Source organism: Shewanella sp. NKUCC05_KAH (assembly GCF_019345585.1).
GTDB classification, from domain to species: Bacteria; Pseudomonadota; Gammaproteobacteria; order Enterobacterales; family Shewanellaceae; genus Shewanella; species Shewanella oncorhynchi.
In genome coordinates this window covers 97,864-118,968 of sequence record NZ_JAHKQZ010000017.1, presented here as the reverse complement: position 1 = coordinate 118,968, position 21,105 = coordinate 97,864, and the positions used below count along the sequence as shown (strand labels likewise).

The 21,105-nt window shown below is 49.2% G+C and carries 20 protein-coding genes; all 20 read left to right on the top strand.

Annotation, left to right across the window (positions count from 1 at the left end):
* Positions 1 to 140 precede the first annotated feature (140 nt).
* Positions 141 to 1,085, top strand: a complete 945-nt coding sequence (locus tag KO533_RS15845) for a calcium/sodium antiporter (protein ID WP_105251158.1) — start codon at positions 141 to 143, stop codon at positions 1,083 to 1,085.
* 249 nt (positions 1,086 to 1,334) lie between these two features.
* Positions 1,335 to 2,039: a tetratricopeptide repeat protein gene (locus KO533_RS15840; RefSeq protein WP_219255068.1), complete on the top strand. Its 705-nt coding sequence runs from the start codon at positions 1,335 to 1,337 to the stop codon at positions 2,037 to 2,039.
* A 119-nt stretch (positions 2,040 to 2,158) separates the two neighbouring features.
* On the top strand, positions 2,159 to 3,238 hold the full coding sequence (locus tag KO533_RS15835; protein WP_131523997.1) for a sensor histidine kinase: 1,080 nt from the start codon (positions 2,159 to 2,161) through the stop codon (positions 3,236 to 3,238).
* Positions 3,238 to 3,834 (top strand): response regulator transcription factor, encoded by a 597-nt coding sequence (locus tag KO533_RS15830; RefSeq protein ID WP_113941110.1) that lies wholly within the window; start codon positions 3,238 to 3,240, stop codon positions 3,832 to 3,834. The genes KO533_RS15835 and KO533_RS15830 overlap by 1 nt, the downstream gene beginning before the upstream one ends.
* Positions 3,835 to 4,025: 191 nt before the next feature.
* On the top strand, positions 4,026 to 6,101 hold the full coding sequence (gene recG, locus KO533_RS15825; RefSeq protein WP_219255066.1) for an ATP-dependent DNA helicase RecG: 2,076 nt from the start codon (positions 4,026 to 4,028) through the stop codon (positions 6,099 to 6,101).
* A 202-nt stretch (positions 6,102 to 6,303) separates the two neighbouring features.
* Positions 6,304 to 7,200, top strand: coding sequence for a DUF3014 domain-containing protein (locus KO533_RS15820; RefSeq protein WP_219255063.1), 897 nt, complete (start codon positions 6,304 to 6,306; stop codon positions 7,198 to 7,200).
* Positions 7,201 to 7,537: 337 nt separating this feature from the next.
* On the top strand, positions 7,538 to 8,275 hold the full coding sequence (locus KO533_RS15815) for a beta-ketoacyl synthase chain length factor (protein ID WP_113941113.1): 738 nt from the start codon (positions 7,538 to 7,540) through the stop codon (positions 8,273 to 8,275).
* Entirely contained in the window at positions 8,268 to 9,143 is an 876-nt protein-coding gene (locus tag KO533_RS15810) for a lysophospholipid acyltransferase family protein (RefSeq protein ID WP_219255062.1), read from the top strand. The genes KO533_RS15815 and KO533_RS15810 overlap by 8 nt, the downstream gene beginning before the upstream one ends.
* The gene (locus tag KO533_RS15805; RefSeq protein ID WP_011787697.1) at positions 9,127 to 9,381 is read left to right on the top strand and encodes a phosphopantetheine-binding protein; all 255 of its coding nucleotides are present in this window, start codon (positions 9,127 to 9,129) and stop codon (positions 9,379 to 9,381) included. The genes KO533_RS15810 and KO533_RS15805 overlap by 17 nt, the downstream gene beginning before the upstream one ends.
* Before the next feature lie 9 nt (positions 9,382 to 9,390).
* The gene (locus tag KO533_RS15800) at positions 9,391 to 9,639 is read left to right on the top strand and encodes an acyl carrier protein (RefSeq protein WP_011787696.1); all 249 of its coding nucleotides are present in this window, start codon (positions 9,391 to 9,393) and stop codon (positions 9,637 to 9,639) included.
* Positions 9,639 to 10,187, top strand: a complete 549-nt coding sequence (locus KO533_RS15795) for a hypothetical protein (RefSeq protein ID WP_113941115.1) — start codon at positions 9,639 to 9,641, stop codon at positions 10,185 to 10,187. Before KO533_RS15800 ends, KO533_RS15795 begins: the two co-directional genes overlap by 1 nt.
* A complete protein-coding gene (locus KO533_RS15790) occupies positions 10,184 to 11,548 on the top strand; it encodes an AMP-binding protein (RefSeq protein ID WP_113941116.1) in 1,365 nt (454 codons plus the stop codon). Before KO533_RS15795 ends, KO533_RS15790 begins: the two co-directional genes overlap by 4 nt.
* Positions 11,541 to 11,927, top strand: a complete 387-nt coding sequence (locus tag KO533_RS15785) for a thioester dehydrase (protein WP_168826513.1) — start codon at positions 11,541 to 11,543, stop codon at positions 11,925 to 11,927. Before KO533_RS15790 ends, KO533_RS15785 begins: the two co-directional genes overlap by 8 nt.
* The gene (locus KO533_RS15780; RefSeq protein ID WP_219255060.1) at positions 11,921 to 13,780 is read left to right on the top strand and encodes a glycosyltransferase family 2 protein; all 1,860 of its coding nucleotides are present in this window, start codon (positions 11,921 to 11,923) and stop codon (positions 13,778 to 13,780) included. Before KO533_RS15785 ends, KO533_RS15780 begins: the two co-directional genes overlap by 7 nt.
* Positions 13,777 to 15,351 carry an aromatic amino acid ammonia-lyase gene (locus KO533_RS15775; protein WP_219255058.1) on the top strand — a complete coding sequence of 525 codons (1,575 nt, stop codon included), beginning with the start codon at positions 13,777 to 13,779 and terminating at the stop codon, positions 15,349 to 15,351. Before KO533_RS15780 ends, KO533_RS15775 begins: the two co-directional genes overlap by 4 nt.
* Positions 15,348 to 15,779 (top strand): acyl-CoA thioesterase, encoded by a 432-nt coding sequence (locus KO533_RS15770; RefSeq protein WP_006086613.1) that lies wholly within the window; start codon positions 15,348 to 15,350, stop codon positions 15,777 to 15,779. Before KO533_RS15775 ends, KO533_RS15770 begins: the two co-directional genes overlap by 4 nt.
* Complete coding sequence (locus tag KO533_RS15765) at positions 15,779 to 16,552, top strand: outer membrane lipoprotein carrier protein LolA (protein ID WP_219255056.1); 774 nt, start codon at positions 15,779 to 15,781, stop codon at positions 16,550 to 16,552. Before KO533_RS15770 ends, KO533_RS15765 begins: the two co-directional genes overlap by 1 nt.
* 2 nt (positions 16,553 to 16,554) lie before the next feature.
* A complete protein-coding gene (locus KO533_RS15760) occupies positions 16,555 to 19,014 on the top strand; it encodes an MMPL family transporter (RefSeq protein WP_219255054.1) in 2,460 nt (819 codons plus the stop codon).
* Positions 19,015 to 19,037: 23 nt separating this feature from the next.
* The gene (locus KO533_RS15755; protein ID WP_219255052.1) at positions 19,038 to 20,327 is read left to right on the top strand and encodes an NAD(P)/FAD-dependent oxidoreductase; all 1,290 of its coding nucleotides are present in this window, start codon (positions 19,038 to 19,040) and stop codon (positions 20,325 to 20,327) included.
* Positions 20,328 to 20,331: 4 nt separating this feature from the next.
* Entirely contained in the window at positions 20,332 to 21,096 is a 765-nt protein-coding gene (locus KO533_RS15750; protein ID WP_219255050.1) for a DUF3261 domain-containing protein, read from the top strand.
* The last annotated feature ends 9 nt before the right edge of the window (positions 21,097 to 21,105 follow it).

Sequence of the window (21,105 nt, the reverse complement as noted above, 5' to 3'; positions counted from 1 at the left end):
AACTAAGCACGCCTAGGGTGTGCTTTTTTATGACATATTCTGTCAAAATCCGATAAAACCACGTATCATGTGCGCCAGTCGGCCAAGGGGCAATTCCCTTGTACTTTTCCATTCAATATTAGGTTTAACAGAGTCTAACGATGCTAATTACACTATCGATTATTGGCGGTTTTATTATTTTAACCTTAGGCGCAGAAGCCCTAGTTCGTGGCGCGAGTTCAATCGCTCTACGTTTAGGTATTACGCCACTTATCATAGGCTTAACTATTGTAGCCTTTGGTACTAGCGCACCAGAACTTGCTGTGAGTGTAAAGTCTGCTCTAGCAGGAAACAGCGGTATCGCCTTAGGTAACGTTATTGGCTCTAACATTGCTAACATAGGTTTGATTTTAGCCATCACCGCACTTATCCGCCCTATTCAAGTGCAATCTCAAGTCGTAAAGCGTGATATCCCTTTGATGATATTGGCTTCTATGTTGTTCTGGGCACTCTTGTTAGATGGCGAGCTCAGCCTAATTGACGGTGTGATATTGCTGTCACTACTGTTCGGTTATTTAGCCTTTAGTTACATCAGCTCGAAAAATGGTAATGAAGAGGAAGAGATTGAAGCAGGTCCAAATAATCCGCTACTTTCAGCCCTATTTATCTTAGTCGGTATTGGTATGTTAGTCGGTGGCGGTATTTTGTTTGTCAACGGCGCAGTAGATTTAGCCAAGACCTTCGGTATCAGTGAAGTCATTATCGGCTTAACGATCGTGGCGATTGGTACCAGTATGCCAGAGTTAGTAACTTCTGTTCTCGCGGCACTGAAAGGTCAGAGTGACATAGCCATAGGTAACGTTGTCGGTTCTAACATATTCAATATTTTGGGTATTTTAGGTATTACTGCAATAGTACAGCCAGTATCATCACTTGGCTTCCAACCCTTTGATTTCATCGTGATGTTGGCATTTGCCATCATGATTTTACCTTTCGCTTGGACAGGATTTCGTATTGGCCGCCGCGAAGGTTCAGTATTACTACTGTGCTACTTAGGTTACTTGGGCTACCTAATAAACCAAGCGAGCACTCAAGCTGTGGTATAACACTTAGCTGCTCATTTACGATAAAAAAACACCGGAGCCTCTCCGGTGTTTTGCTCTCTAGGTATTGCAGTCCTTTATTCATCACGCACCTTCTTTAAAGCACACCTCATAAAAAATATAAGCACACAACTCAACTGATGACATTTGTCATGCCAAAGCCATGACCTTTGTGTCTGCACTTCTTCTATCGAATTTCTGATAATGAGCCCGTACCCAAACATTGGGAAACTCACTCAATAAGGAAATACCATGAAAACATTACTCCTCGCCTCCAGCTTTGTGCTTATCAGTACTCACTCGTTTGCAGCAACGCCATCAAACACTAGCATCACCAACGTAGACGCGGCCTCGAATGCGATGAATCTAACGCAATTACAACAACTGAGCGGCAGCACTCAAGATTATGATAAAGCCTATGCGAACTATCGCTTAGCCATCAGTGCCAATGTAATGGGGCAGAAAACACTCGCTAGCAGCGCACTGAGTGCAGCGCAAACCACATTAGAAGCACTCGAAACCAGCCAAGCGAATGCAGAATCCCTCGCGCTATTATCGTCGGTTTATGGCATGCAAATCGCCTTAGACAATAGCAAAGGTGCAACGCTCGGCATGAAATCCGCCAAGGCGATTGCCGGTGCCGAACAATTAGAACCACAAAATCCACGGGTAGCGCTTGTTAAAGCCATCGCCGCCTATAACACGCCAGCCATATTTGGCGGCAGCATGCAAAATGCTAAGACCTTAGCCACTACAGCCATAGAAAGATTCGCCCAGCCTTGCGACAACATTTGCTGGGGTGAAGCCGAAGCCTACACGTGGCGCGGGCTCGCTAAACAGGAATTAGGCGATAGCCAAGGCGCGATTGAAGATTGGCAACAAGCGATCAAAGTACAAGCAGATTACGGTTGGGCAAAATTTTTGCTTCAAAAAAATCAGCAATTAAGTACAAAATAGACAAAGTTGTTAACGGGGATCTATGGCGCTGACGATAGCGCCAATCCCTAAAAAGAATAAATTAAAACAAGATGCCATCGGTGGGCATTCAACAACCAACTCAGTGACACAGAGGCATCATGATAAGCACTCCCCTTCAGCTCGAACGAAAACTTGCTTGGGTGTATTTGATAAACTTAGTGTTTTATCTGATCCCACTTGCCATAAATCCCTATCCAAGTTGGAAAATCGCCCTCAGTTTTGCTGTGTTAATCCCTTTTATTGCCAGTTATTTTTGGACTTATAAGTGCAATAGCCGTAGCGCCTATCTGCCCATTCTCATTATGGTGGCCATAGCAATAGCGATCACACCAATCAACCCAGGCTCTATCTCGCTATTTACCTTTGCCGCTTTCTTCATTGGCTTTTTTTATCCTCTCCGGACCTGTCTGTTGGCTATTACAGCACTCATCGGCCTGTTGTTTGCCCTCAATGAGATTTACCACTTTAACAGTTACTACTTTCCGCTTTACGGCTCGGGATTAGTGCTCGGCGTGGGCATGTTTGGTGTCGCCGAACGCAGACGTTATCGGCATAAATTGAAAGAACAGCAAAGTGCCCAAGAAATTACCACCTTGGCCACTATGCTTGAGCGTGAACGTATCGCGCGGGATCTACACGACATTATGGGGCATAGCCTTTCTTCCATCGCCCTTAAGGCTGAGCTAGCCGAAAAGCTTATCGCAAAACAAGAATATGAACTCGCATCAACCCAATTGATTGAGCTAGGACAAATTGCGAGGGAAAGTTTAAGCCAGATCCGCCACACAGTGTCAGACTACAAACACAAGGGCCTAGAGAGTTGCGTGACGCAGCTTTGTAAATCCTTAAGGGATAAAGGCTTAAGTGTCGAGCTCAGTGGTGAGCTACCCAAGCTAGGTGCAAGCACAGAAAGCCAACTGAGTTTGATCCTCACCGAACTTATTAATAATATTCTCCGCCATAGCGGTGCAAGTGAATGCTCTATCCACTTTTCTAAGCAATCAGACCGCCTGCTGCTCGAAGTCAAAGACAATGCCGCGGCCAAACCTTTTATAGAGGGTAATGGCCTCACAGGTATACGCGAGCGTCTCGACAGTTTAGGTGGCAGCTTGAGCTATAATCTCGAACAGGGATATACCTTTACCGTCAGTTTACCTTTGCAGGGAGCAACACATTAATGAAGATTTTATTGGCGGAAGATCAAGCTATGGTGCGAGGAGCACTCGCCGCACTCCTTACGCTTGCAGGGGGTTTTAGTATCACCCAAGCGAGTGACGGCGACGAAGCTCTAAGCTTACTCAAACAGCAAAGCTTTGATCTCTTGCTAACGGATATCGAAATGCCCGGCCGCACAGGCTTAGAGCTGGCCACATGGTTAAAGGAGCAACATAGCCAAACCAAGATAGTGGTCATTACCACCTTCGGCCGTGCGGGCTATATTAAACGTGCCATCGAAGCGGGTGTGGGCGGCTTTCTGCTTAAAGATGCGCCCTCGGAAACCTTAGTCAACGCGATTCAACAAGTGATGGCGGGAAAACGAGTGATCGATCCTGAACTTGCGATGATGGCGATTGGCGATGTCGACCCACTCAACGACAAAGAACGCCGCGCTCTTCGCCTCGCTAGCGAAGGCAAATCCACCTCCGACATCGCCGAAACTCTTTTTATCGCCGAAGGGACTGTTCGCAACTACCTCTCAGAAGCCATAGCCAAACTCAATGCCAGCAATCGAATCGATGCAGCGCGCATCGCCAAACAAAAAGGCTGGTTGTAATAACACTCACAGTTAACCACGCTTTCAGCCTAACGATATCTTATCAACAATTTTGCAGCCTTAAGGTCGCAGAAAGATATTAGCTATGCTTCCAAACAAAATTTGATAACACCCTAATTCCCCTTGAGATTGCCTTAAGCTTATTCTCTGTTAATATATGTATAAATTCACAGTGATTGAGTGCTAACGACTTGCAGCAATTGGATCTTGTTCCGATCACCGACCTCAAAGGCGTCGCCAAAAAGGTCGCGGAGAAACTCGCAAAGCTCGGCATCACAACAGTACAAGATCTGCTGTTTCACTTACCCCTGCGCTACGAAGATAGAACCCAAATCTATCCCATTGCCGCCCTCAGCCTAGGCGGTTATGGCACTATAGAAGCTGAAATCCAATCGACACAAATCATCCAAGGCCGCAAGCGCATGCTGGTCTGCAATGTGCGCGACGATACGGGCAGCTTAAGCCTGCGCTTCTTTAACTTTTCCGTTGCTCAGCGTAATGCCATGCAAAATGGTTTGATCATCCGCGCCTACGGTGAAGTGCGCCGTGGTAGTCATCAAGCTGAGATAGTGCATCCAGAATATAAAGTGGTGTATCCCGGTGAAGATGTTCACCTGAGTGATACCCTAACGCCGATTTATCCCACGACTGAGGGCTTAAAACAGGCGAGTTGGCTAAAGCTGACGGAGCAAGCCTTGGTATTGCTGGAAGAGGGTGGCTTAACTGAGCTGCTGCCACCACAATTGCAACCTAACAACATCAGCCTTAAACAAGCGCTGCAGACGCTACATCGTCCTCCTGCGGGGATCTCTCAGTTCGATTTAGAGCTAGGCCAACACCCAGCCCAGCAACGACTCGTGCAGGAAGAATTACTCGCCCACAATCTCAGCATGTTACGCCTAAGGCAGCGCAGTAATTTAGATGCCGCTGTCACCATGCAGGCCACGGGGCAGTTGCTCAATCCCTTCCTCGCGGCTTTGCCCTTTAAGCCGACTGGCGCCCAGCAAAGAGTCGTGGCTGATATAGGCAAAGATTTAGAAAAACCGCACCCTATGATGCGCTTAGTGCAAGGGGATGTGGGCTCAGGTAAAACCTTAGTCGCGGCGATGGCGGCATTACAAGCGATTGAAAACGGGTATCAAGTTGCCATGATGGCACCGACCGAGTTATTGGCCGAGCAACATGCAACTAACTTTGCCGCTTGGTTTGAGCCACTCGGACTTAAAGTCGGTTGGCTGGCGGGAAAACTTAAAGGCAAGGCCAGAACCCAATCCCTTGCGGATATTGAATCCGGCGCAGCCCAAATGGTGATTGGCACCCATGCCATCTTCCAGCAGCATGTGGTCTTTAGCAAACTCGCGTTAATTATTATCGATGAGCAACACAGATTCGGCGTACACCAACGCTTAGGCCTGCGGGAAAAGGGCGTGAACCAAGGTTTCCACCCGCATCAATTGATCATGACAGCCACACCTATTCCCCGCACGCTGGCGATGACGGCCTATGCAGATCTCGACACGTCCATTATCGATGAACTGCCGCCGGGGCGAACTCCAGTGACCACTGTGGCGATTGCTGATTTACGCCGTAACGAAGTGCTTGAACGGGTGCGTAACGCCGTCATCAGCGACCAACGTCAGGCCTATTGGGTGTGTACTCTGATTGAAGAATCCGAAGTGCTCGAATGCCAAGCCGCCGAAGACACAGCCGAAGAACTGCGCCTCGCCCTGCCCGAGCTCAATATTGGCCTAGTGCATGGCAGATTGAAGAGCGCCGAGAAACAGCAAATCATGGCCGACTTTAAGGCAGGCATTATTCATCTACTGGTAGCGACAACCGTGATTGAAGTGGGCGTCGACGTACCTAATGCCAGCCTGATGATCATTGAAAACCCTGAACGTTTAGGTCTAGCACAGCTGCATCAACTGCGCGGACGAGTCGGTCGAGGCGCCATCGCAAGCCATTGTGTGTTACTCTACAAGGCGCCGTTGAGCCATACAGCCACCCAAAGACTGAGTGTACTCAGACAAAGCAATGATGGTTTCATCATAGCGCAGAAAGATTTAGAAATTCGTGGCCCAGGTGAAGTGCTTGGCACTAAGCAGACGGGACTGGCTGAGCTCAAAATTGCCGATCTGGTGCGCGATCAAGCTTTGATCCCACACATTCAGAAATTAGCGAGCCATGTAATGGCGCAAGCCCCCGAAAAGGTCGATGCAATTATTTTACGTTGGCTCGGGCACAGGCAGCACTATGTGCAGGCTTAAGCCGTAAATATAAAGGGTAAAGGACGAGGCGTAACATCTGCCTTTACTCGAAATAAATTGTTTATGTTCAGCTAAGCGCTATAGACAAGCGCATGGAAACTTGCAAAATGAACCTGCGGCCTTCAAATAGCCCGCTCTTGCACTTTAATGTTAGCTGCATGTATTCACCAAGTTACCTTGACACTCAAGCGAAGGATGTAAAATGCAAGTTAATCAAGATGATAGAATAACACCTCAAGAGACTTCTTCTAGCAGCAATCGCTTTGCGCTTTTTGCGATAGTGCTCGTCGTGCTACTTTCTGCCGGAGGATATTATTACTACAGCGGTGATTCTGACTCACCTAAACTCATTCCTAACGCCCCTATTGTATTGCCTGAAACACCGCCATCTGAACCTATGACGCTCGAAAGTGCGCCAGAGCCTGAAACCACAGAGACGACGCCTGCCGTTACAGAAACGAACACCAATAGCACTGAAACCACTGCAGTGGCAGAGCCTGAAGTTGTCGTAGAACCTGTGCCTGTGCTGGCTGAAAGTGATGCATTTGTGCAACAAAAAGCCCTCGCCATGATCAATAACAATGTGCTGAGTTCTTCGTTAGTGCAGCAAGATCTCGTCCGCCAATTTGTGGTATTCGTGGATAACCTAGCTCAGGGTGAATTAACCCGTAAAGTTAGCCCACTTAAAGGACCAGAGAAGCTGTTCTCAGTCTCAGAAATCACCAACAAAGTGTATTTAAATCCTGAGGGTTTCCACAGATACGATGCCTATGTTGACTCGATTGCCAAAATGGACGAACAGAGCTTAATCACAACTTACAAGCAACTGACGCCGCTCCTAGAGGAAGCATTTACCGAACTCGGCTACAGCAACGCCAAATTTAACGACAGAATGCTGCAAGCGATTAAAATGTTACTCGCAGCACCTATTATTGAAGATCCGATTGAGCTGAATTCAATTAGCGTTAACTATCAATTCGTTGACCCTAACTTAGAGGCACTACCCAGTGCACAAAAACTGTTGATCCGTATGGGTCCAGAAAATACTCGCAAGTTGAAAGTAGCGCTGCGTAAAATCGAGAATCAATTGTCGCAATAGGTTATCAAGCTCATGCCAAAAGGCGCTCAGTGCGCCTTTTTTCATTTTAACCTGTAAGTTAAAGCGTCTGCGCAATCAGATAGCCACTGCGATATTTGTTACTCAATGTCGAATAAGTGCTGCAAATCACAGCACTTGATCCCATTCCGTTAACCCGCACAATGCAAATGGCTTCATAAAAAGAAGGGGCATAGTGTAGAATGACCACGCTGTAGAGGGCATTTCGAGCGTCATTCTTCTAACGCGTATACTCCTCACTATGGTATGACAATCCATTAATGTTCTAACTTAATTAGGGATAACTAAGACAGCTTAAATTTAGTGTCGAGGCAAAGTAGTGCAACTAACATTCAGCATTCTCTCTTGGGGCGCTTGGGCCCCCCAATATCAGCACCATCAAAGTTGGCAAACTTGGTGCGAGAGTTCGGCTGAGCTCAATCTCGATACGCCACCACAGTCGGATACCACCGCTCCCGCACTCAAACAAATTCCCGCCATGCAGCGCCGCCGCTTTAGTCGCTTGACTAAGATGATGTTAGAGGTGAGTTTTCAGTGCGAAATGCCTGCAAATTGTCGCTCTATTTTTGCCTCGCGCCATGGAGAGTTGCAGCGCACCATTGGCCTGCTCGAAGACATTATCGCCAAACAGCCCTTATCGCCCTTAGGTTTTAGTCAGTCGGTGCACAACACCGCCAGCGGCATTTTTGGCATAGTGGCGGCCAATACCGCGCCTTCAACCTCAGTTGCGGCGGGCACAGAAACCCTGTCCCAAGCTATGGTCGAAGCCTTCGCCCAATTACATCAATCGCCAGAACCATTGTTATTGGTCTTCGGTGATGATCCAGTGCCTCCTGTGTACGATGAGTTTACCCAAGAATTTGAATTACCTTTGGCCCTAGGCCTACAACTCGCGCCCTTCGATACACCCGCTTCGGCCAAGCTCACGGTGAGCCGCATTTCTAAGGCAACAGCTTTAAATCCGCTGACCTATGGTGCATTTATCCACGCCCTAGCAACGGCGCAAAATATTTCAGGCTGCTTATCCCAATGGCATTGGAGACTTGAGCATGTTTGATGCAGCCCACAGCCATGACGCCGCTAAGGGCCATGAAGATTCAATGCTCAATGCCGCTTATACCTTGCCGGAAACTCGCCGCGAAGGGCTGAATTATGTGCCACGTTGGCTAGGTGGCGTGAGTTGTTATATCGCCTTTGGCTTAGGCGGCTTATTAAGCTCCCTGACCATTCTGCCGCTACTGCGTTTTTGGCCAGGCACACCAGAGGCGCGGATTATTCGGGTACAAAAGGCCGTGCATTTAATGTTCAAAGGCTTTGTCGCCATGCTCACTTGGGCAGGTGTGATTAAGGTCAGCAGCCACGATGCACAAAAATTACATGATACCAGAGGTGTTATCGTCATTGCCAACCACCCCAGTTTAGTCGATGTGGTGGTATTGATAAGTCTCATGCCCAATGCGGGCTGCATAGTCAAACAAGCTTTGTGGCGGAATCCATTTTTGCGGGGGGTGGTGTCCTGCGCGGGTTATATTCCCAATCGCGGCGCCGAATTGATGCTAGAGGATTGCCGCGAAGTGCTCGCAAGAGGCACCAATTTAATTATCTTCCCCGAGGGCACGCGTACGGTGGTCGGTGCGACCATTAACCACTTTGCCCGCGGCGCTGCCAATATCGCCTTAAGGGCCGAAGCGGATATTTTACCTGTGGTACTACGTACCAATGTCCGTGGTTTGACAAAGGAGCAACCTTGGTATGAAATCCCAAGGCAAACCATGGGAATGGCCGTTGAAATCGGCACAATCGTTTCTTACCAGAAGTACCAAGCGGCTTTAGGTGAGCATGCAAAAATGGCCCGGCAGCTGACGCGGGATCTTGAACATTACTATAAACAACAACTCGAAAATAATTATGAACTTAAACAATGAAATAAAGCAGTTAATCATCGACTGTCTCGATCTAGAAGACGTCAGCATTGATGATATTGAAACCGATGCGCCGCTATTTGGCGAAGGTTTAGGCTTAGATTCTATCGACGCCCTCGAGCTCGGCTTAGCCATCAAGAAAAAATTTGATGTCAAAATCGAAGCCAATTCGGATGCCACTAAGGCCCATTTCCACAGTGTTGCCAGCTTAGCTCGCTTTATCGAATCACAGCGTCCATAGGAGAGGAATATGCAAAATCGTGAACAAATCCTCGCTATGCTGACCACTATTTTAGTGGACGAATTCGAAATTGATGCCGAGGCGATTACGCCTGAGGCCAACCTGTATGAAGAGCTCGATCTCGACAGTATTGATGCAGTCGACTTAGTGATAAAACTGCAGCAACTGACAGGTAAAAAGATCCAACCCGATGAATTTAAATCAGTTCGCACAATCAACGATGTGATTAATGCTATCGAAGGTTTAGTTAAAACCTAATGCGAGCCTTGCTACAGGTCTTAACCGCCCTAACTTTGCTGGCCTACCCCGTTGCCGTGTATTTAGGGCTCAGTTACTTGCCTGCTGGCACCATAGCGCTCGTGCTGTGTTTATTGCTGATAGTGCGGCTAATGCTACAAAAGCAAAGGGTTAAGACATTAGTTTTACCACTATTGGTGGGGATTGTGCTCACGGCAGGCAGTTATCTTGCCAAGCGCAGTGATTGGCTGCTGTATTACCCAGTAGTGATAAATCTCACTATGCTGGCGCTGTTCAGTTATTCACTGCACACTGGCCCTAGCATGATCGAACGTTTAGCCCGTTTGAAAGAACCCGATTTACCGGATGAAGCCACTGGGTATCTTAAAAAAGTCACGCTACTTTGGTGCGGCTTATTTATCTTCAATGGCACTATGGCGGCTTACACCGCTGGCTTTACTAGCTTAGCAACCTGGACCTTGTATAACGGTTTGATTGCATACGTACTCATGGGACTGCTCCTCGGTGGGGAATGGTTATATCGCAGCTTTTGGTTGAAGAAAACATGACACAGCTACTCAAAAACTGGTTAACCCAAGGGCCCTTTGCCCAACAACTGATCAGCTTTAATCACCACGACATAGTCACGGGTGCATTATTTACCAATCAGGTGGCGTATTTTTACGAGCAACTGCTGGCCGCGCCAGAGAAAAAATGGCTGCTCGCGAGTGATACCAGCGATCTGTTTGCTGTGGGTTTATGTGCGGCGCTGTTAGCAGGCAAGGAAATTATCTTACCAGCCAACACCCAAACGGGCACGCTGAGCGAGTTAACCCACCAGTTTGAAGGCATATTGTCGGACAAGCCATTGTGTGAAAGTCAGGCCTTTATTCTACTGAGAAAAGAGCTGAGCCTACCGAGCAAACCTTGGCCAGCGAGCGAGGCTATCGGCGAACTTGTGCTATTTACCTCCGGCAGCAGTGGCGAACCTAAGGCGATCCGTAAAACACTTCAGCAATTAGACGTTGAAGTCTCAGTGCTCGAACATACCTTTGCCGAACATTTACCCCATTGCAGTGTGGTTTCAACGGTTTCCCACCAGCATATCTATGGCCTGTTATTCAAGATTTTGTGGCCACTCGCCGCCAGTCGGCCGTTTTTAAGCGAGCAGATTGAATACCCAGAAACCTTAAGCTATTACACAGCCTTACTGCCAAACCTATGTTTGATCAGTAGCCCTGCCCAGTTATCGCGTTTACCTAAGGCCTTAGAGCACGAGCGGCAGCTGCGCTCACCCAGCTTAGTGTTTAGCTCCGGCGGGCCATTAAGTTTTGCGGCGGCTCAGGGGATCAGCCAATGCTATGGCCATCTGCCCATCGAGATTTTTGGTAGCACAGAAACGGGCGGTATCGCCTATCGCCGTCAGCATGAGGCCGATGAACCTTGGCAAGTGTTTGACAGAATATCGATAGATCAAGACCCTAGCGACGGAGCCTTACTGCTTAAATCACCCTATTTAGCCGACGATGAATGGTTGCGCTGCGAAGATAAAATCGAACCGACCGAAAATGGCCAGTTTAGACTCAAGGGCCGACTCGATCGCATCGTTAAGATTGAAGAGAAACGCCTGTCACTGGCGCAAATGGAAACGCTGTTAGGCAGTCACGCCTATGTTGAGCAAGCGGCACTTGTCGTATTGCCGCAGTTTAAATCCCAACTGGGCGCGGTCGTGACCCTCTCCGCACTTGGCCGCAGTGTGCATCAAGAGCAGGGAAAACTCAGTATCAACAATGCGTTAAAAGCACATTTACTGACGCAATTTGAGCGAGTCACGCTGCCTCGCCGCTGGCGTTATCCCGATATTTTGCCGCTTAACACTCAGGGTAAGCGTGTCACTGCCCAGTTAGTCGAGTTATTTGACCATGATTAAATCGAGTTTACCGCCGATCCTGCATTCCAATATCGGCATGGATAACATTGAATTACGTCTGTTAGTGGCGGCCGACCTTGAATCTTTTAAGGGACATTTCCCCGAGCAAGCCGTACTGCCAGGCGTGACGCAATTAGATTGGGCGGTGCGTTTAGGCTGCCAATATTTCGGCTATTGCGAAGCCGTAGCCAACTTAGAAGTGCTTAAGTTTCAGCAACTCATACTGCCGGGGCAAGAAGTCACTTTGAGCATTAGCAACAATGTGGCTAAGGGGAAACTCACCTTCGCCTATAGCGATGGTGAAAACCGCTACGCGTCAGGTCGTATCGCCTTCGATATCTCGCCAGTTAACAGCAGCGATGGGGCGAGCCAGTGCTAACACCTCCCAGCGACTTAGTTGAGTCGGCGCCCATTAAGCTCGCCTTAGTGATCCCCAATTACAATCACAGTGCCGCAATTGCCCAGACCTTGGCCGAACTCGCCCAATTTAATCTGCCCTGTTATTTGATTGATGATGGCAGCAATGACGAAACCCGTTATCTACTGCAATCCTTAGCTAAAACCTATCCTTGGGTGACTTTGCTGCTGCATCCTTACAACCGTGGTAAAGGCGCAGCTGTGATGACGGGCCTACGCCGAGCCTACCGCGATGGCTTTAGTCATGCACTGCAGGTCGATGCCGATGGTCAACACAATCTGGCCGATATTCCAGCTATGGTAGCAAGGGCGCAGGCTAAACCCGATGCACTGATTTCAGGCAAACCCGAGTACGATGAATCCGTGCCTAAGGGCAGGCTTTATGGCCGTTATCTCACCCATTTTTGGGTGTGGGTCGAAACCTTAAGCTTTGATATTCAAGATTCTATGTGTGGCTTTCGCGTTTATCCCCTCGCCGCCACAGAGCGATTACTGTGCCAGCAAGCATTAACGGAGCGAATGGATTTTGATATCGAAATCCTGGTTAAACTCTACTGGCAAGGGGTGGAAATTTTATTCCAGCCGACTAAGGTGATTTATCCCGAAGGTGGTGTTAGTCACTTTCAAGGTGTGGCCGACAATGTGCGCATCACTAAACTGCATACCAAGTTGTTTTTCGGCATGCTCAAACGCCTGCCTTGGCTATTGAAGCGTAAATCACAGCGACAAGCCGCGCAAAACTCCCATTGCTCGTCAGCAACATCATCGACTTCAGCCACCCATTGGTCGGGCATGAAGGAGCGCGGCAGTTACTGGGGCATCAAACTCCTCGCCGAGAGCTATCGTATTGGCGGCCATTGGTTGTGCCGCGCCATTATGTATCCGGTGATTTGCTATTTCTTTCTCACGGGCAAAGTCACCCGCGAAGCCTCGTTAGATTTCCTGCGCCGCGTGCAAATGCTTGAGCCGCAACATCCTAAGCTCAATCAGCCCATAGGCTGGCGCGATAGCCTGAATCACTTTTTAGCCTTTGGAAATGCCGCACTCGATAGAATCGATGCGTGGTGCGATCGCATCCAATTGAGCCAAGTGGATTTCCCAGACCGCCAAGTGCTGGCCGACCAACTCGAAAGCGGTAAAGGCGCCGTGTTATTAGTGTCGCACCTCGGTAATTTAGAGCTCTGCCGCGCCATTTCCATCCACCAGCGCAAGGTCAAAGTAAACGTCATGGTGTTAACGAGCCATGCTGAAAATTTCAATAAGGTACTCAAGCAGTTAAACCCTGATAGCACGCTTAATCTTATTCAAGTGACCGAGCTTAACCCCGCGACGTCTATGCTGTTGCAGCAAAAGATAGAAGCCGGTGAACTGGTGGTGATCGCGGGCGATAGAACCTCGCCGAATCCCCAAGGTCGCGTCATGTACGCGCCCTTTATGGGGCAAGACGCAGCGTTTCCCCAAGGGCCGTTTATTTTGGCAGGTTTACTCGATTGCCCTGTATTTTTAATGTTTTGCCTGCGGGAACAGGGCCGTTATCGGGTGCATTTAGAGCGCTTCGCCGAAACACTAAAAGGCCCGCGAGCGGGCAGAATGGACAGATTACAGCAGGCGGTAAATCGCTACAGCGAACGTTTAGAATACTTTGCCAGACGCGAGCCTTTGCAATGGTTTAACTTCTTCGATTTTTGGCGTAAAGACAGCGAATTAGAACGCGCATCAACCAATTCAGTACAAGCCGATGCTGTAACAGCAGAGTCAACATCACCGCAGATCCCAGAGCAGGATCATAAGACAGACAGGACTAGTCATTCATGAGCCACACCCAAGCCGCCGACTCAAAGAATCAATCAGACTTAAAGACTGTTGAGTTCGGCCGTCAATTTCTTACCTTAGAACAAGTGGTTGCCGTCGCCAAGGGCGCACCAGTTAAGCTCTGTGATGATGCGGATTATCAAGAATATATTCAAAAAGGTGCGCGCTTTATCGATAGCCTGCTGCACGAAGAAGGCGTGGTTTATGGTGTAACAACTGGTTATGGCGACTCTTGCACAGTCAATGTGAGCTTAGATCTGGTCCACGAATTGCCACTACATTTAACCCGCTTCCACGGCTGCGGTTTAGGCGAGACCTTAAGCATAATGCAGGCCCGCGCTGTGATGGCTTGCCGTTTAAACTCCTTAGCTATTGGCAAATCTGGCGTGACCTATGAACTATTAAAGCGCATCGAAACTTTGCTCAATCTCAACATAGTCCCTGTAATCCCAGAAGAAGGTTCGGTCGGCGCCAGCGGTGACTTAACACCGCTGTCGTATTTAGCCGCCGTGTTAGTCGGTGAGCGCGAAGTAATCTACCAAGGTGAACGCCAAGCGACTCAAGATGTCTATGCTAAGCTCAACATCACCCCGCATGTCCTGCGGCCAAAAGAAGGCTTAGCCCTGATGAACGGCACGGCTGTAATGACGGCCTTGGCCTGTTTAGCCTTCGATCGCGCCCAATATCTTGCCCGCTTAAGTAGCCGCATTACCGCTATGGCTTCGTTAACGTTAAAAGGCAACTCGAACCATTTTGATGAAATCTTATTTGCCGCTAAACCGCATCCGGGACAAAACCAAATCGCCACTTGGATACGGGAAGATTTAAATCACCACGAACATCCGCGCAATTCGGACAGGCTGCAGGACAGATATTCCATCCGCTGCGCACCGCACATTATCGGTGTGTTGCAGGATGCCCTGCCGTTTATGCGTCAGTTTATCGAAACCGAAGTCAACAGCGCCAACGACAACCCGATTGTCGATGGCGAAGGCGAGCATATTCTCCACGGTGGCCATTTTTACGGCGGCCATATCGCCTTTGCGATGGATTCACTGAAAAATACTGTGGCCAACTTAGCCGATCTTATCGATCGCCAAATGGCACTGGTAATGGACCCTAAGTTTAATAATGGCTTACCCGCTAACTTATCCGGCTCAACCGGCCCGCGCCGCGCGATTAATCATGGCTTTAAAGCAGTGCAAATTGGCGTATCAGCGTGGACAGCAGAAGCGCTCAAGCACACTATGCCCGCCAGCGTATTCTCGCGCTCGACCGAATGCCACAACCAAGACAAGGTGAGCATGGGCACTATCGCCGCCCGCGACTGTATGCGCGTGCTGCAATTGACCGAACAAGTCGCTGCGGCAGCCCTGCTCGCCATGACCCAAGGTATTGGTTTACGTATCGCCCAAAATGAACTGGACGAAGCCTCGCTCACGCCTTCATTGGCGAAAACACTCGCCCAAGTGCGCGGTGATTTTGAGACCTTAATCGAAGACCGACCGCTTGAAGCCGTGCTGCGCCAAACCATAGCTAAAATCCAAGCAGGCGAATGGGAAGTGTGCCGATGAAATCATTGCTCACTATCGATATGGAAATGCAAATCCCCTTCCACGATGTGGATTCCATGGGGATCACTTGGCATGGCAATTACCTGCGTTATTTCGAGATTGCTCGCTGCAAACTGCTCGATGAGTTGGGCTACAACTACCGCCAAATGCAAGCATCTAACTATGCGTGGCCTATTATCGATTTGCAGATTAAATACGTCAAAGCCAGCACCTTCGAGCAAAAAATCACAGTGCGCGCCGAGTTAGTCGAGTGGGAAAACCGCTTAAAGATCAATTATCAAATTCGCGATGTCGAAACGGGTGCGCGCATCACTAAGGGTTATACCATTCAAGCGGCGGTCGATATGAGTACCCAAGAATTGTGCTTTGTTACCCCAGAGGTGTTCCGTGACAAAATAGCCACCCTGCTCGCTAAGGTTGAAGACTAATGAACTCAGTACTCGCCAAGAGCTCTGCGCTGACGAAGAATCCTGTGCTGGCGAAGTGTGCATTACTCCTCTGCTTAGCTTTTGCTTTGATAAGCCTGCCACTCAAGGCTGAGACTTTAGCCGCGCCCGGCGCTTATCAAACACTTTTTAGCCAAAGTGCAGATACTGCGCAGCTTGTCGCCTTAAGCCAAAAACTTAACTTGGGCGAAACGGTGCGAGGTCACTTTGTGCAATCTCGGCAGTTAAAAGTGCTCAAAAAGCCGTTAATCAGCCAAGGTCAGTTTATCTTCGATCAGACCCAAGGACTTATTTGGCAGCAAATAAAGCCCTTCGAATCCCTGCTAATTTTAAAAGATAAGCAACTGATTCAGCGTGATAGCCAAGGTAGAGTACAGGTCAGCAAGGCCGATGCCTCGACGAGCGCAGCCGCTATGGGGGATTTATTGCCCAGCCTAGTGCGCGCTATGCTCGGCGGTGATATTTCCGGTTTAAGTGAGAACTTCGAACTGCACTTCCTCATAACAGAAAGCTTGAACACAGACGGCCAATGGCAATTAGGCCTAACGCCCAAAGATCCCTTAATGAAAAAAGCCATCGCCAATATGGTGTTAGAGGGGAGCGATGTGTTGCAATCCTTAGTGCTACTGAGCGCAGCGCCGAGTGTGAGCCCACAGGATATGACCCGCATCGACTTTAGTGCGCTTTCCCAAGGCACACTCAGCGAAACCGAATTGGCGCAGTATGCGTTGGCGGTAGAGGCGAGTAAACCTTAACCATGGCCGCCAATTTCACCGCGCGCGCCAATCAAGCGCTAATACAATCATCCCCTAAATGGCGCCTCGCCATTTGGTTGCTATTGATGCTGTCAGCCAGTCTATGGACGCTGCAACTCTGGCAAAACGGCGCAAGGGTGCAGAGCGATATTCTCGCCATGCTGCCCCATTTACAGCAGGACAAACTCACAGAGCGCGCCCTTAACCAAGTTGAAGCGACGCTCGCCGATCAAGTCTATATTGCGCTCGTCGCCAAGGATGAAACCACGGCAATCGCTGCGGCTAAGCTGTTGATGCAAAAGCTTGAAACTGACCTTGTTGCTACTGGAAAAAATGCTGCACTCACAGAGATTCGCAGCGCCGATATGCAGCTTGGTGAAGCGTTAGGGCAATACTATTTCCCCCACAGATTTAAATTACTGACAGCGCCACAAGCTGAGGCGTTAACAACGAAAGACATTGGAAATCTGATTGAAGCGACCACAGCGCAGCTTTACAACGCCTTTAGTTACGCCAATAGCAACTTGCTTGCCCAAGATCCGCTGCTGTTATTCCCCGCCAATTTACTCGCCCTCGCGCCGAGTTCAAAAGTCAGAGCCAGCCAAGGTATTCTGCTGGCTAATCAAGGCGATAATGTCGCTGCGGTTGTTATGGCAAAGGGCCAAGAAAGTGCTTTTAATCCCAATGCGCAATTGGCGCAGATGACGGCATTAACCCTAGGATTGGATGCGGTTAAACAAAGCTATCCCGATATTACCCTGCTTAAGGCTGGCGCCCTGTTTCACGCGATTGCGGCGACCCAAACGGCTAAGCGTGAAATCTCGAACCTTGGTCTTGCATCCTTACTTGGGGTGATAGCCTTAGTTTGGCTGGCGTTTCGCTCCGTAATGCCGCTACTGTTGGCAATCGTTACCATTTCCAGCGGGCTGTTGCTGGCCGTAACTTTTACCTTAAGCGTGTTTGGCGAGCTGCATTTACTCACCTTAGTGTTTGGTACTAGCTTGATTGGCATTGCCATCGACTACAGCTTTCATTTTTACTGCGAGCGCTTAAGCGATACCGAGCGGAGCGCTCAGGCGACGGTCGCGCATATATTCCCCACTGTGACACTTGCCTTTATCACCAGTGCCTTAGCTTATGTGGGCATAGGTTTAGCGCCGTTTCCTGGAATGCAGCAAGTGGCGATTTTCTGCGCCGCGGGGCTGCTCGGGGCCTATCTCACCCTCATTCTCGCCTACCCACTATTAGCGGGAAGTCGTTTGCCATCGGGCTCCCGCCCATTAGCGTTAGCGGGGAAGTACCTTGCCAACCTCACTCAGTTATCCAACAGATTGACCACGCCTTTAGGCATGAGCATGTTTGCTTTAGTGATAGTAATGTGGTGTCTGGTTGGCGTAAACAAGTTAACCGTCGATGACGATATTCGCCATTTACAGCAAAGCCCCGCGAGCGTGACTGAACCTGAAAATAAGCTCAGGCAGCTACTCAGTGGCGGCACAGATAATCAATTCTTACTGGTACGCGCCGCGAGTGAAGAAGCACTACTACAACAGCTTGAGCGAGTGTCGCCACAGCTCGATGCCGCTATTGCGAACCAAGAGTTAGGCAACTACGTCAGCCTCAGCCGGTATCTTCCCAGCCATCAAAGGCAAGACACGGCTTATCGCTTACAGGGCGAAATCTATCAAACTCAGATAGATACTGTGCTCACAAACCTTGGGTTGGATGAGAACTTAAAGCCAGAGCTGCAAGCAAGCTACTTAGCGGCTAAAGAGCAATATATCAGTCCAGCGGATTTCTTTACGCTAGAGGCAGGCAAGCAACTCGCACCGCTGTGGCTAGCACCAAATGGCAAGGCCACCAACTATGACGCGCTAAATGATGGCGGCGCGATAAATGATGGTGGCGCGAGCGCTGAGCATGGTGCCATTGTCTTGCTTGGCGGCATTAAACAGATCGACGCGATCAAGGCGCGCTTTGCCCATGATGAAAGCGTAAAACTTATCGATAAAGTCGCGGATATCTCCGCCGTCATGGGCCATTACCGACTGTTAACCCTAAAGCTGTTAGCGCTCGCACTCGGTATCGCACTCTTGTTGTTTAGCCTGAATTTTGGCATTAAAAAAGCCGCGCTTGTCGTTGCCGTTCCAGCCCTTGCGGCCTTGCTAACGCTTGCAACCTTAGGCTTAACGGGCTCGCCGCTGAGTCTGTTCCATGCACTCGCGCTCATTTTAGTTTTCGGAATTGGGATAGACTACAGCTTGTTCTTTGCCTCTGCTCAAAACCACGGCAAGGCAGTGATGATGGCGGTATTTATGTCCGCCTGCTCGACCCTATTAGCCTTTGGTTTACTCGCCTTTAGCCAGACCCAAGCGATTCATTATTTTGGTTTAACCCTGTCACTAGGTATAGGTTTAACCTTTTTACTTTCGCCACTGATTTTAACGACTAAAAAGTCCTGATAACGACAAGGAACGTACTTTACATGCCTACACCCGCTCACGATTTATCGGCTATGCCAAATTCACTTGCCGTCGATGTGGCTATTATCGGCGCAGGACCTTCAGGCGCCATTGCCGCCAGCTTGCTACACCAACAAGGCAAGCGCGTGCTTGTGTTAGAAAAACAACATTTCCCCCGTTTCTCCATCGGTGAAAGTTTACTGCCCTGCTGCATGCAGTTTATCGAAGAAGCCGGCATGTTAGATGCGCTCAATGCCGCCGGATTCCAACATAAAAATGGCGCCGCCTTTCGTCGCAATGGCACTTACACCACCTTCGATTTTACCGATAAATTTACCCCAGGGCCGGGCACCACATTCCAAGTGCAGCGCGCTAGTTTTGATAAACTGTTAGCCGATACCGCCCAAAGCCAAGGGGTCGACATCCGCTACGGTGAAACCGTCGAGGCGATAGATTTAACCGAGAATCCATGCTTAATGGTGCGCAATGAACAGGGCGAGCTTTATCAAATCAGCGCCCAATATGTGCTTGATGCCAGTGGTTTTGGCCGCGTGTTACCCCGCTTGCTCGACTTAGAAAGTCCATCTTGCCTACCACAGCGCAGCGCCATCTTTACCCATGTGGAAGACAACATCAGCGATCCTCACTTTGATCGAAATAAGATTTTAATCAGTGTCCACCCTGAGCATAAAGACATTTGGTATTGGCTCATTCCCTTTAGCAATGGCCGTTGTTCACTCGGCGTAGTGGCAGAACCGCTATTACTTGCGCGTTTACAAGGTTCGCTTGAGCAACAATTGATGAACATAGTCAATGAAGAACCAGGACTAAAAGCCCTACTGGCAAACGCTAAGGTGGTGCAAGAATGCGCCACACTCAAGGGTTATTCAGCCAATGTGTCACGGCTTGCGACCGACAAGTTCGCCCTACTGGGTAATGCCGGCGAGTTCCTTGATCCGGTATTTTCCTCCGGCGTCACTATCGCCATGCAATCGGCATCGATGGCGGCAAAATGTGTGACTAAACAACTCAATGGCGAAACGGTTGACTGGCAAGCCGATTACTCAGCACCTTTAATGCAGGGGGTGAATACCTTCCGCACCTATGTGCAAGCTTGGTATGATGGCCGCTTTCAGGATGTGATCTTCTATGAAGAACCGAATCCACGCATCAAGCAAATGATTTGCTCGATTCTGGCGGGCTACGCTTGGGACCTCAATAATCCCTTCGTTAAAGACTCGGAGCGCCGCCTGAACATGGTGGTCGAATTGTGCCAAAACCAAGTTGCCATTCCTGAATTTGCAGAGGCGTAACCGCATGTCGCTTAACTTTGACGCGAAATGGCGAATGTTCCCCGCGCTACTGATCATCAGTCTGGGGCTGACGGGATGTAGCGAACTGCTGTTCAGGCAAACCTGTGTCGGCCTCGCTAAAGACATGCGTTATTGCTTGGCGCCACTACCCCATGATTTTGCGCCCGCAGCCGATAAGCCTCTGACTAAGCCGACGGCCAAACCTGCGGACATTAGCAGCCCGCAAACCGAGAGCAAAACGGGCGTATCCTCACCCCAATCCTTTAGCCAAAAGGTCAGCATTAAAGTGGGTGATAAGTCCCACGAACTGCTCACTCAATTAGAGTTAGAGGATGAGCGCATGACGCTCGTTGGCTTAGCGCCACTCGGACAGGCTTTGTTTACCTTAGTTTATGATGGTAATACACTCAGCAGTGAACAAAGTGTGCTGCTAGGAGACAATTTTAAAGCTGAGTATTTAATGGCGATGATGCAACTGATCTATTGGCCTGAGCAGAGTATTCGCGTCCATTTAGAAGGTGGTCATTTAGTCACAGGTCTTTGCGATACGGTTGGGAGAAATCAGGGCGATACGCTTGAAGGCACCCGAGTGAATACAATCCCCTGTCGCCAGATCTATAGTCAAGATACCTTGATCAGTAAAAGCGGCCAGCAAACCCATGTGGTGCAAATCCGTTATAAACAAAATATCGGCGATGCTCTTTGGCAAGCCCACATCAGCTTAACTATGCCACAAGCTAAATTTGAGCTAGAAATCGAACCTATTTAATCTGTTAGC